This window comes from Chryseobacterium sp. TQ-BC-N36 (genome assembly GCF_058382295.1).
Map to the genome: position 1 here is coordinate 2,790,836 of NZ_CM178175.1, position 12,234 is coordinate 2,803,069.

The following is a 12,234-nucleotide window of genomic DNA, read 5'->3' on the forward strand; positions in this document are numbered from 1 at the left end:
AGCCAATTATAATTGTTTATAATTAATTCAAATAAATCTAACATCTGGGCAAAATTATTAAAAATAAAATAATTTACATTTTAATAAAATAAAATTGATATTCAGTCAATAAAAATTTTATATGCTTTATTGTCTGCTCCAAAAATATCACAAAAAAACAAATTGGCATAATTTATTCTTTATTTAAATCAAATAACTTAAAATTTAATCATCATGGCGCAAAGAATTTTCAGTAAAAAAGACTTTAAAAAGTCCGGTGAGAAAGAATATCAGCTGGAATACACGATAAGCGAAATAGGTGTAGGATCTAATCTTATCGTAGAAAAACTGACTGAAAAGGGAAGCTATGAAATCATTCAGACTCCTTTACGAAAATCAAATGATAAAATTTTGATCATCTGGGATACTCCTTTTGACGGCAGAATTCTTTTTGATGTATGACACATCAGCTCAACATATCAAAAAGCCCCCAAAAATGGAGGCCTCAAAAAACACAAATGATGAAAAAAAATTTTATATCAGAGATAAAAATTATTTTATCTATTAATTCTAACGTCAAAGTTATATCAGTCTTTTTTTTAATTTTATGAGTACAGTCATAAAATTATTGTTTCTTTTCAATAAGTATTTCTTTGGTTCATCGATAAAATAGCACGAAAAGTTATTCTCAATTTATTATAAATGCTGAATAAAAAGCAGCAAACGCAGCTCATGAAAAAGAAACGGCCTCCTGACGGAGGCCTAAAAAACACAAATGATGAAAAAAATCTATTTAGAAAAATCCAAACAGAATATTGCAGAATCATTCAATACAACCCTATTATAATATTTCTCGGATCGAAAAATAAGATATAATAATATGGAATAAGAGAATGAATACTTCTATAAGAATCAAACTATCCTGAAGATTACAAAATATAAATAATTTAAACTATCCCGGCGTTCTATTAGTTTTTATTCAATATAAAAAATTGATTAAATAAAATAAAATCCAAAAAAATTATTTAATAATAAAAAAATCTTCATTTCTGGAATGGGTAAATTTAGTTAAATATTTCTTTGCCCGCAAGGTTATTCCTCCCAAATAATAGGAATATACACGGTAATATACCCATCTGAATCTACCTGAGCATCTGAAACAGTAGCAACTACCGTTCCATAACCTACCCAGCCTCCCTGTCCCTGCATCGCAGAAAACGTATAGGTTCCGGCAGGAAGACCGTCATAATACTGTGGAACAGACTGAAAACCACCTCCATAATACGTATCATATACTTCTCCGGTAGCCATATTTTCAGCAAGAAAACTGCCGACATCATAATTTCCCGAAAGAATTTTTGTTCCGCTTTTTGAAAGAAGCCCATAACGGATTTTATAAGTCTGAGTTTCCGGCATTCTGTCAGAAACTTCTGAGCAGTTATTGTTATTTTTTTTTATTTCCGTGAAGGAAAACGATGTGGTAACAGTCAGCAATCCAATAAACGCTGATACTGTAAAAATTGTTTTTTTCATGTTAAAAAGTAATTTGGTGTTCAAAAATAGTCAACTTATATGAATTCAATAAAAATTTTGAGTGAAATAAAACTTACAAATACTTAAAAAAACATTGAAGGATCTGAAATGCTAATGAATTCTGATGGAAAATTTAACTTGATGGGAACAAAAAATTATTACTATAAAAATATATATTAAATCATTCAAAATTCCTTATCTACAGTGCAAAATTCAATAGAATCCAAAATTATTTCACTTTTCCATTTTCAACTTTAACATTTATTAACTAAAATTTGGCTTCATAATTGAAAATAAACTAAAATCAAAGTTACTTTGGTTTAGTTTATAAAATTTGAATTATGAAAAAGATAATATTAGCAGGTTTTTTATCTGTATTTTTGATGACAGCCTGCAAGAAAGATGACAGAACAGCCGAAAAGTCACTGGAAGAGCAAAAACTTGAATTTCAGGCCAGACAACTTGAAATAGAAAAGCAGAAACTGGCTATTGAAAAGGAAAAAATGGTATACGAAGCTCAGAAAAAAGCAGACAGTATATCAGAAAGCAAAAAAGCAAGAGCTGCAGCTGAAAGTAATTCAAAACCAAGAGTTATTAGAGAAACAAGAACAATATACAGAGACAGGAGCTCAAATTCCTCTGGAGGAAGCAGTAACGGAAGCTATGCCAATAACGGAAGTGGTACTTCACAGGGAACTACTCAGAAAAAAGGATGGAGTAAGGCTGCCAAGGGAACTGTCATTGGTACTGTAGGCGGTGCCGCTGTAGGAGCCCTGGTTGCTAAGAAAAACAGAGGATTGGGTGCTGTAATCGGTGGTGTTGTAGGAGGTGCTACAGGATATACTATTGGTAGATCACAGGACAGAAAAGATGGAAGAGTACAGCCTCGTTAATAAATAATTTAACCGTACAATATAAAATAAAGATTGCTTATTTTTAAGCAATCTTTTTTTATGTTACTGATTCTGTTTTCTTCACTTTTCATCATCCCTGTCTTAATCGGATGGGGAGAAATTATGGAAAATCTATCGGGATTTTTATTTCAGGGAATCTCCGGGAAAATTCTGTCCGGGATCGTTGGAATAAGCTTAATATGGACTGTTTTTTCTTTTTTTATGCCTTTAGATATTTATGCAGAAACAGTTTCTATACTTCTAGGATTATTCTTTTTTTTAAAAAATAAACTCTATCAAAAGCTTTATCACTTTTCAAAAAAAGATACATTGCTCATCAGCTTCACTGTATTGATTATCCTGTTCACAGGTTCGTTTTATCCTTATATATTAGATCATTTCGGATATTATGTTCCTACCATTAAATGGCTTACAGAATATGGTCTGGTAAAAGGAATCTCAAATATAGATCTTACATTAGGACAAATGTCTGTCTGGCATATTTTCCAGGCTGGGTTTTCAAACTTTTCAGATCCGTTTTTAAGGATCAATACAGTATTGCTGATTATCTATATCCTTTATACTGTTGAAAGAAAGAGATGGATACATCTTTGTTTTCTTCCGGTATTGCTGTTGTTTTCACAATCTCCAAGCCCTGATCTTCCCGTTATTATTTTTTCATTGATTATTTTGGATGAACTGATATCCGGAAATAAAAACACCTCTCTCCTTTTTGTCTTTGCTGTATTTGTTTTTGCCGTAAAGCCTACCATGATATGGCTGCCAATCCTCGTTCTATTACACACTGTTTTTATTTTAAAATCTGGCCTTAAACATTTGCTTTCAGGATTTTTAATTCTCTTTGTATTCTTCATTAAAAATATCTGGACATTCGGGTATCCGGTCTTTCCTGTTGCAATAGGTGATCTGGGACTGCCCTGGAAACCCAATCCTGAAGTTTTAAAAACATCATCACAATTTGCTGTAATGAAAACATATGACATGCAATACTCTTATGAAGAAATTCAAAAGTTTTCAACAGCAGGTTATATTTTAAACTGGTTATCTCTTGATGGAATTAAATCAAAAATTAATATTCTTTTTATTCTGAGCCTGGTTATTTTCACAATATTTGCCGGAGTAAAAAAAAGAAAACTCATCACCTTCATTTGTATTGCATTATGGACAAAGAGCATATTGGTACTTATTTTTTCAGCCCAATACAGATTTTTTCTCGACGTTTTTTTTGTAATATTCTTTGTTCTGTTTCATGAATATTTCAATCAAAAGAAATCCATTGTTGTTTTTTCGGTGCTCAGCCTATTTTTTATTTCAATTTTATCTTTTCCAGAAATCATTCAAAGATCCATTCCAAGCTTCCGTATGGGAAGTTTTATGACAGGATTTGAAAAAGAGCAGCTTTACAGGCCATCCACTTACCACTACCACCAGTTCAATACATTTAAAGTCGGGAATTTTAAATTTAATGTTTCATATAATTATCCCTACAGTTTTGATACTCCTATTCCAGCTGTCACTCCTTTTTATATTTTTGATGATGTAAAAGCAGGCATTTTTCCACAACTTTCTGATAAAAATGATATAAAAAAAGGAATTATCTGGAAAAAAATGACCGCAGAAGAAAAAAAAGAAGCTCAAAATGTTATCAATAATATCAAAAGCACTGATAAATAGAACAAATCCGGAAACTTTATTATCTGAAGAAAAATAGGTATTTTTGTATCATGTTCAACACATTAGGTAATCTTCTTAGTCTTACAACATTTGGAGAAAGTCACGGAGTGGCTTATGGCGGTATCATCAATAATTTTCCGGCAGGTTTAACGGTAGATCTCGATAAAGTTCAGTACGAACTGAACCGAAGAAAACCGGGCCAGTCAGCAATCGTTACGCAAAGAAAAGAAAGCGACACTGTAAAGTTTCTTTCAGGAATCTTTGATGGAAAAACAACAGGTACCCCAATTGGTTTTATCATTGAAAACGAAAATCAGAAATCAAAAGATTATGACCATATCGCTGGAGCGTATCGTCCAAGTCATGCTGATTTTACTTATGATCAGAAATTTGGTTTCAGAGATCATCGTGGTGGTGGAAAATCTTCTGCCAGAGAAACCATGAACTGGGTAGTGGCAGGAGCTCTTGCCAAGCAGCTTTTACCTGACATTGAGATCAACGCATACGTTTCTTCTGTAGGTGATATTTTCTGTGAGAAACCTTATCAGGCTTTAGATTTTTCTCAAACGGAAAACAATGATGTTCGCTGCCCAGATGCTGAGACAGCAGAAAAAATGATTGCGAAAATCAAAGAGATCAAAAAAGAAGGAAATACCATTGGAGGAACTATTACATGTGTCATCAAAAATGTTCCTGTAGGAATTGGGGAACCTATATTCTCAAAACTTCAGGCTGAACTGGCCAAGGCAATGCTGAATATCAATGCCTGCAAGGGTTTTGAATATGGAAGCGGTTTCTGCGGAGCTAAAATGACAGGAAAAGAGCACAATGATGCTTTCAATACAGATTTCACTACTAAATCGAACCTTTCAGGTGGTATTCAGGGTGGAATTTCCAACGGAATGGATATTTATTTCCGTGTGGCTTTCAAACCTGTGGCAACTATTTTGAGACCTCAGGACAGTATTGATAAAGATGGAAATCCTGTGGTGGTAGAAGGAAAAGGACGTCACGATCCATGTGTAGTTCCAAGGGCGGTTCCTGTGGTAGAAAGCCTTGCTGCTTTTGTACTGGCAGATCTGTTTCTGATCAACAAAACAAGAAATATCAATAATTTTTAACATAAATATTTTTGGTAATGAAAAATTACTGGGATAAAGGAATTTCATTTGAAGAATATCTTCAGATTGCAAAAGAAAGATTAGAAAATCCTTCCAATCAACAGGAAGCTGATTATAAACAATATTATGAACTGGGTCTTCAGAGAATGGACAGAACGGTAAAAAAATATGTTCCGGATGAAGATCAGCTGAAAGAACTTGCTGCCAAAAAATTTGACGGAAAGATTTTAATTATTTCCGAGGCATGGTGCGGAGATGCCAGTGCAACAGTTCCTGCTGTTTTCAGATTTTTTGAAGGCCACAATGAAGTAAGGGTTTTCCTTAGAGACAGTGATAAAAGCTTAATCAATCAGTTCCTGACCAATGGTACAGAATCTATTCCTAAAGTGCTGATCCTCGATAAAGATCTGAATGTAAAAAATTCATGGGGACCGCGCCCAAAATATGGATATGAGCTTTTAATGAAATATAAAGCGGATCCTGAAGCGTACCCAAAAGACACTTTCTATAATGACCTGCAGATATATTATGCCAAAAACAGAGGTAAAGACGCAGTTCAGGAAATTTTAGATCTTCTATAAAAAAGAAACATGAAAAAAAACGTCATTTATCTTGTATTGATCGTCATTATCGCAGGTATTGCGTTGATACCGGGAGTAAGAAATTTTCTGAAGGACACTTTCTTTCCGGTTGCCACCATTGAAAATGCGGTCCACATCACTGATGAAGATTACGATATAGAGCTTAAGGGAATCAATGCGCCCAGCACCAACCTTAAAAACTTTAAAGACAAAGGTATTTTCCTTAACTTTTGGGGAACATGGTGCCCGCCATGCAGAAAAGAATGGCCCTCTATCCAGAAGCTGTATGACTCCAGAAAAGATCATGTAGATTTTGTATTGATCGCTATGAATGACAAAGAAGAGGATGTAAGGAAATTTTTGAAAGAAAACAACTATACCGTTCCTGTATATATTGCCCAAAGTCCAATTTCTGAGAAGATTCTTCCAAAAGTATTCCCTACCACTTTCCTTTTGGACAAGCACGGAAGAATCCTCATTAAAGAAGATGCTACAAAAGACTGGAACACAGAGACTGTACATCAGTTCATTGACAATATTATCAAATAATATTTTAACTAAATTTTATAATTTGTTGGTACAGGATTTGTGAAATTTATACCGTTGAAAAATTTATTAAATCCAAACACAAAATGAAATATTCAAAATTAAATCTTGCAAAAGAAGCCATCAATCACAAGGGGTTTGTAAAAAAGATTCCAGATATTTTCAGAATGGTCAAAATGTGGAGAAAAGGGATCTATCCAATGAAATCCATAGACATTATTCTTCCTTTACTGGGTATTTTATATGTCATCTCCCCCATTGATCTGCTTCCTGAATTTGCCATACCGGTGCTTGGAGTGATGGACGATCTGGCAGTACTTTCACTGACGATTCCTAAACTTATCAAAGAGGTTGACAAATTTTTACTCTGGGAAGCTGAACAAAAATACAGAGGTACTCAAGTTATTGATGCTGAAATCGTAAAATAATAGTTTATTATATTTTCCACACCATCCCGGTACATCCGGGATGGTTTTTTATTTACAAATGACCGATAAATTTTTAAGCCTTATTTCAATTCCTTAAATTTGCAACATCTAATAAAAAATAATGGAAAGTAAAAAAGAATTCTTCTTAGAGTGCTACAAACTAGGCATCATCAAATTCGGAAGGTTTACCCTGAAAAGCGGTATTGAAAGTCCTTTTTATGTAGACCTGAGACCTTTGGCTTCAGATCCTAAAATTTTAAAAAATCTTGCTAATTATTTATTGGAAATGCTTCCGTTAGATAATTTTGATTTAATCTGTGGAGTTCCTTATGCCGCTCTTCCTATGGCGACTGCAATGTCTCTGGAAAGCTATATTCCATTAATTATTAAAAGAAAAGAAGCGAAAAGCTACGGTACCAAAAAACTTATTGAAGGCATTTACCAGAAAGGACAAAACTGTCTTTTGGTAGAGGATGTGATCACTTCAGGAAAATCATTGTTGGAAACGATACCTGAAATAGAACAGGAAGACCTTAAAGTTTCAGATATCGTTGTGGTACTGGACAGAGAGCAGGGAGGAAAACAGTTACTGGAAAGCAAAGGATATAGAGTACACACTCTTTTTAATATTTCGGAAGTATGTGGCATTCTTCAGGAAACCGGTGAATTGTCAGATGAAGAAGTAAAAAGAATCCAGGACTTCCTTCAGGGAAATCATATTCAGTTTGAAGAAGAAACCAGATCTTCTTATGAGCAGAAACTTCAGGCAGCACAACATTCAGTATCAAAAAAATTACTGGAAACAGCTTTAGCAAAAAAATCAAACCTTATCGCTTCTGCAGATGTCACTACGACTCAGGAGTTATTAGAATTGGCAGAAAAAGTGGGTCCACATATTATTGCTTTAAAAACCCATATCGATATTATTTCTGATTTCGAATATGAAAAAACAATCATCCCTTTAAAAGCAATTGCCGCAAAACATCAGTTTTTGCTGATGGAAGACCGAAAATTTGCTGACATTGGAAATACACAGGAACTTCAGTTTACAAGCGGGGTTTTCAAAATTACCAACTGGGCAGATTTCGTAACTTCACAGGTGATCGGAGGCTTTGAATCACTAGACTGCTTCAATAATGTAGGAGTGGTAGCTATTGTTGGTATGTCTTCCAAAGGAACATTAACAACAGCAAGCTATCGTGAAGAAGCTTTGAAAGTAGCATTATCTCATCCTAATGTAATAGGTGGTGTTTCTCAAAATAAGCTTCCTGAAGAACTTTTATTATTCACTCCCGGTGTAAACCTTGCAGATTCGGGAGATGGTAAAGGACAGCAGTACAACACGCCGGAACACGTATTCAAAACATTGCACACCGATTTTATTATTGTAGGAAGAGGAATTTACAAATCCAATGATCCTGAAGCATCTGCGATCACTTATAAGACTGAGGGATGGAATGCGTATATTAATTCTTTGGAAAAAAAAGCAATTCAGGGTTAAAATGCTATAAAGTATATACAAAATAAGTTATATTTGGACTTTATCACGAATATTTGAAAAAGATCAGCATTTGTCTTATTTTGTTATGGGGAGCTGTACAGGTTTCTGCACAGACAGACAGTATATACATTGAAGCTAAACTGTCTCCTGACAAAAAGAACCTTGATGTCAGCCAGGAAATTGTTTATCACAATCATTCCGGAAAAGACCTGCAAACCATAAAACTCCTGAACTGGGTTTCTGCCTATAATAAACGGGGGACCTCTTTAGTCTACAGAAAACTGGAAGACAGAAATACTGATTTACATTTTGCAAAAAGTGATCAGCTGGGAAAACTCCTCGAACTGAATATTAAAAATTCTGAAAATGAGGCTGTTTCTATCAATACACTCTCAGATGAGAATCTTTTCATTCCTCTTAAGAATGTATTGAAGCCCGGAGAAAGTGTTAAGCTGCAGTTACAATATCGGATGCAGCTTCCTGATAGAGCTTTTACGGGATACGGAACCTCCGCTCAGAATACCATATTAAAATATTTCTTTATTGTTCCGGATCACTTTGATCCGGACAATATTTCCAGAAGAAACTACCACGATATTGAAGAACCTGTAAGTTTCAATACTTTCTGGACTGTAAACTTTGATATTCCTGTTAATAGTTTTGTCGAAGGTAATCTTCCGCAAATCCAAATGAATTCATTTAAAGGATATCTTGATTCGGATCCTGAATTTTTGGTTTCAACAACCAGCTTTCCTTCTATAAAAACCAATGTTGACGGAGAGGAAATCGACATCAAGTTTGGATATAATCTTAAACCGGAGGAAAAACAAAACCTGGAATTTTACCTTCCTTTACAATTAAAATTTCTTAAAGAACGCATCGGATTACTTCCAAAAAGTATTTTTATTTCAGATAAATTCAGAGCCAAAGAAGATTTTTTCGGAAATAATGATATTACTTTCTGGAAATTCAGATTCCGTTTATTTACTGATACAGAAAATACCGATCTGGATTATTTTGGAATTATTGCCAAGAAAATTCTTGACGAAAGCGTAATTGCAGATAAAGAAAAAGATCATTGGTTTAAAAATGGTTTAAAATCTTATCTGGAAATTCAGTATCTCAAAAAATTCTACGCTGACACAAAACTTTTGGGGACTCTTCCTGAAACCAGAATATTCGGAGTCAAACCTTTAAAATTATTCCATGCTTCCAAAGTAAAACTTCTTGATCGTTATGGACTGTCCTATCAGTATATCATGCTGCAGAATCTTGATCAGAAAATAGATGAGCACTTTCCTGTTTTGAGTAACTTCAATGATATGGCCATCAGCAGCTTTGAAACCGGAAGTCTTTTCAACTATTCAGCTGATAAAATGGGATATGACCGCTTCAATGAAATTGTAAAAAAATATATTTCTCAGAACTCCGGAAAACAAATCAATCCTGAAGAGTTTCTGACGGCCCTCTCTGAAAAAAATAAATCAGCAGCTTATCTTTCTGATTTTTTCAAACAAAAAAACAGAGTTGATTTTAAATTGAAAAACATCAGAAAAGAAAACGATTCTCTGCAAATAAGAATTGTAAAAAATACGGATATTTCCATTCCTGTAAAACTGCAAACAGAAACCAGAGAGGGGGAAAAGAAAGATTACTGGGTAGACACTCAGGAAAATGAACATGTTACCAGCTTATCTCTTCCTGCATCAGAAAATATTTATAAAGTCACTTTAAATAACGGATATATTTTCCCTGAATCCAATTACCGGGACAATTTTCTGTATGCAAAGGGACTGTTTTCAAATGCAAAAAAAATTAAACTTAAATTAATAAAAGATATTCCCAACCCTGAATACAATGAAATTTACATCAGCCCAAGAGTACGTTTCAACAATACCTACGATAAATTCCTTTTGGGAGTGAATCTAAAAAATCAGTCTTTCTTTGACCAGAAATTCCTGTATTCAGTGACTCCTACCTACAGTACCGGAACAGGGAAGCTGACAGGATCTGCTGCAGTCTCCTACTCTTTTCTTCCGGCTGAAAGTATTATCAGAAGTTTAACTTTTGGCGCTTCCGGCTCTTATTTTCACTATGATTATGATCTTGCGTACAGAAAAACCTCCCTATCTTCCACTATTAATTTCAGGAAGAATCCGAGAAGTACAGTAAGCAGAGGAATCGGGATTTCTTATAATTATTTCGAGAGAGATCTGAGTCCTCAGATGATCGCGACTAATGACTACAGCAAATATAATCTCTGGAGCATCGGATATGGCTATAGCGACAGCCAGATGATCCATGAAAAAAGCTTCAGTCTGAGCACCCAGGGAATGGAAGATTTCAATAAAATAACTGCTGAAGGATTCTACAGATGGGAATTTGCTCCCAAACAAAAGCTCAGCGTACGTTTATTTGCAGGATATTTCTTAAGAAACAATACCCGGACCAACCTTTTCAACTATGGAATTTCCAGGGTTTCCAACTATTCATTTTCTTATACCCTTTTGGGGGAAAGCGCCAGCAGCGGAATTCTTTCACAACAGTTTATACTGGCAGACGGCGGATTCAAATCTTTTCTGCCAGGAAGTGTTAACCAATGGATCACTTCTGCCAACGTAGATTCAAGTGTATGGAAAATATTCCATGTGTATGCTGATGCCGGGGTTTATAAAAATAAAAATCTTCCTGCCAAATTCATATGGGATACCGGGGTTAAGGTAAGAATCATTCCTGATTTTCTGGAAATCTATTTTCCGATACAGTCTTCTTTAGGATTTGAGCCTTCATTCAAGGATTATGGAAAGCGTATCAGATATACATTGATTCTTAATCTCGGCTCCATTATTAATGCAGCAAGAAGAGGCTGGTATTAAATTTTATTAATAAAGGTATTTAAACTTTACAAAAAATAATGAATATAAGTTTAACAACCTCAATAATAAAAAATATTGTGGAAAACTTTGTGGATTAAATTTCCAAAAGACCACACTTCGTCTAAAATAAAAGAACAGCTTATAAATATTTGCTGTTCTTTTTATTAAAACTAATCTTTTATAATTTTCTGTGAGATGGGAATATTGTTAATGGTTCCTGTGACAATATATGTTCCTTTTGGAAGCTCTGCAATATCAAGACTTGAAGCTAATTTTGTGGGTGATTTTTTCACTACCTGCCTGAATGTATCATATACTTTCACATCTTTCACTTCAGTACCAAAGATAACTTTACTATCCTTAATAAAAGGATTTTGCACAAAATTGGATTTTACACTTCCTTCAAGAGAAAAATCTGTCATATTATCATTACTGCCTACCAAGGTTCTTTTGATAGCAGTGGTTACAGTCGGAGAAGGAGCTGGTCCGTCGCCTTTAAACTGATCTGCATTTGATCCATATCCTACAAAATCCAGCACATTGGATGCTGAGGGTCCTGTAACCTGTACAATATTTCCTGCTAAAGCGATTTTCCCGGATACATTTGAGATTTTTAACCCTGAAGATTTGTTGGGAGTTCCGTCAAAATTCGTTACAGTAGTTGCAATAAAGTCTGGTGCAGGCAGACTTTCAACTCCTCCTTCAATCACCGATTCCTGAATAAGATAAGTTTCTTCAGGTCCCAGTGTCAGATCCGGCAATGTATGATATTCCGTAAAAGGACCAATAGCCGGAGCATACTGTATGCTTGCCCCTGTTAAAGAAACCAAAGTGGATCCGGTATTTTTAAGGACAATATAATTATTCTTCAATACAGCCCCGGAGTTAGCATTACCGCCATAGATCTCATTGATCACGATCTGGGCCTTAGAAAAGGATAATAATACGGTAAGACCAACAAGAGCAAAGATTTTTTTCATGGTAATTATTTTAGGAATGGACTGAAATAAAAATATCAAAAATAATACCAGTAAATTAAGAAATAAAGCAATATAAAAATCTAAGAATGAGGAAATAACCC

Annotated in this window: 11 protein-coding genes; 9 read left to right on the forward strand and 2 right to left on the reverse strand. The window is 34.5% G+C overall.

The genetic code is table 11. From position 1 onward, the window contains the following. Window positions 1–213: 213 nt before the first annotated feature. Window positions 214–441, forward strand: coding sequence for a glutathione synthase (locus AC3FI7_RS12470; RefSeq protein ID WP_142723891.1), 228 nt, complete (start codon window positions 214–216; stop codon window positions 439–441). Between the two features lie 630 nt (window positions 442–1,071). Here AC3FI7_RS12470 and AC3FI7_RS12475 read toward each other — a convergent pair. Continuing rightward, window positions 1,072–1,512: a hypothetical protein gene (locus AC3FI7_RS12475; protein WP_491460231.1), complete on the reverse strand. Its 441-nt coding sequence runs from the start codon at window positions 1,510–1,512 to the stop codon at window positions 1,072–1,074. 341 nt (window positions 1,513–1,853) lie between these two features. Between AC3FI7_RS12475 and AC3FI7_RS12480 the strand changes: the two genes are divergently transcribed. The 8 genes from AC3FI7_RS12480 to AC3FI7_RS12515 all read left to right on the forward strand — a co-directional run bounded on the left by AC3FI7_RS12480 (window position 1,854) and on the right by AC3FI7_RS12515 (window position 11,153). Next, the gene (locus AC3FI7_RS12480) at window positions 1,854–2,405 is read left to right on the forward strand and encodes a YMGG-like glycine zipper-containing protein (protein ID WP_343659724.1); all 552 of its coding nucleotides are present in this window, start codon (window positions 1,854–1,856) and stop codon (window positions 2,403–2,405) included. A gap of 60 nt (window positions 2,406–2,465) precedes the next feature. Next, entirely contained in the window at window positions 2,466–4,100 is a 1,635-nt protein-coding gene (locus tag AC3FI7_RS12485; protein WP_491460232.1) for an LIC_10190 family membrane protein, read from the forward strand. Between the two features lie 50 nt (window positions 4,101–4,150). Then, on the forward strand, window positions 4,151–5,221 hold the full coding sequence (aroC, locus tag AC3FI7_RS12490; RefSeq protein ID WP_491460233.1) for a chorismate synthase: 1,071 nt from the start codon (window positions 4,151–4,153) through the stop codon (window positions 5,219–5,221). Window positions 5,222–5,238: 17 nt separating this feature from the next. Beyond that, entirely contained in the window at window positions 5,239–5,802 is a 564-nt protein-coding gene (locus AC3FI7_RS12495; protein WP_142723887.1) for a thioredoxin family protein, read from the forward strand. Between the two features lie 9 nt (window positions 5,803–5,811). Next, entirely contained in the window at window positions 5,812–6,351 is a 540-nt protein-coding gene (locus AC3FI7_RS12500) for a TlpA family protein disulfide reductase (protein WP_142723886.1), read from the forward strand. Between the two features lie 83 nt (window positions 6,352–6,434). Next, complete coding sequence (locus AC3FI7_RS12505; protein ID WP_142723885.1) at window positions 6,435–6,776, forward strand: YkvA family protein; 342 nt, start codon at window positions 6,435–6,437, stop codon at window positions 6,774–6,776. A gap of 121 nt (window positions 6,777–6,897) precedes the next feature. Then, the gene (gene pyrF / locus AC3FI7_RS12510; RefSeq protein WP_142723884.1) at window positions 6,898–8,277 is read left to right on the forward strand and encodes an orotidine-5'-phosphate decarboxylase; all 1,380 of its coding nucleotides are present in this window, start codon (window positions 6,898–6,900) and stop codon (window positions 8,275–8,277) included. A 53-nt stretch (window positions 8,278–8,330) separates the two neighbouring features. Next, window positions 8,331–11,153: a gluzincin family metallopeptidase gene (locus tag AC3FI7_RS12515; RefSeq protein ID WP_491460234.1), complete on the forward strand. Its 2,823-nt coding sequence runs from the start codon at window positions 8,331–8,333 to the stop codon at window positions 11,151–11,153. Between the two features lie 170 nt (window positions 11,154–11,323). On the opposite strand, the gene AC3FI7_RS12520 is transcribed toward AC3FI7_RS12515, so the two are convergent. Next, window positions 11,324–12,133 carry a lamin tail domain-containing protein gene (locus tag AC3FI7_RS12520; protein ID WP_491460235.1) on the reverse strand — a complete coding sequence of 270 codons (810 nt, stop codon included), beginning with the start codon at window positions 12,131–12,133 and terminating at the stop codon, window positions 11,324–11,326. Between the last annotated feature and the right edge of the window lie 101 nt (window positions 12,134–12,234).

Bases quoted from the DNA above. Each gene is read 5' to 3' on its own strand.
- AC3FI7_RS12495 (WP_142723887.1), top strand. From the start codon at position 5,239: ATGAAAAATTACTGGGATAAAGGAATTTCATTTGAAGAATATCTTCAG.
- aroC (WP_491460233.1), top strand. From the start codon at position 4,151: ATGTTCAACACATTAGGTAATCTTCTTAGTCTTACAACATTTGGAGAA.
- pyrF (WP_142723884.1), top strand. From the start codon at position 6,898: ATGGAAAGTAAAAAAGAATTCTTCTTAGAGTGCTACAAACTAGGCATC.
- AC3FI7_RS12500 (WP_142723886.1), top strand. From the start codon at position 5,812: ATGAAAAAAAACGTCATTTATCTTGTATTGATCGTCATTATCGCAGGT.
- AC3FI7_RS12480 (WP_343659724.1), top strand. From the start codon at position 1,854: ATGAAAAAGATAATATTAGCAGGTTTTTTATCTGTATTTTTGATGACA.
- AC3FI7_RS12520 (WP_491460235.1), bottom strand. From the start codon at position 12,133: ATGAAAAAAATCTTTGCTCTTGTTGGTCTTACCGTATTATTATCCTTT.
- AC3FI7_RS12505 (WP_142723885.1), top strand. From the start codon at position 6,435: ATGAAATATTCAAAATTAAATCTTGCAAAAGAAGCCATCAATCACAAG.
- AC3FI7_RS12470 (WP_142723891.1), top strand. From the start codon at position 214: ATGGCGCAAAGAATTTTCAGTAAAAAAGACTTTAAAAAGTCCGGTGAG.
- AC3FI7_RS12475 (WP_491460231.1), bottom strand. From the start codon at position 1,512: ATGAAAAAAACAATTTTTACAGTATCAGCGTTTATTGGATTGCTGACT.
- AC3FI7_RS12485 (WP_491460232.1), top strand. From the start codon at position 2,466: ATGTTACTGATTCTGTTTTCTTCACTTTTCATCATCCCTGTCTTAATC.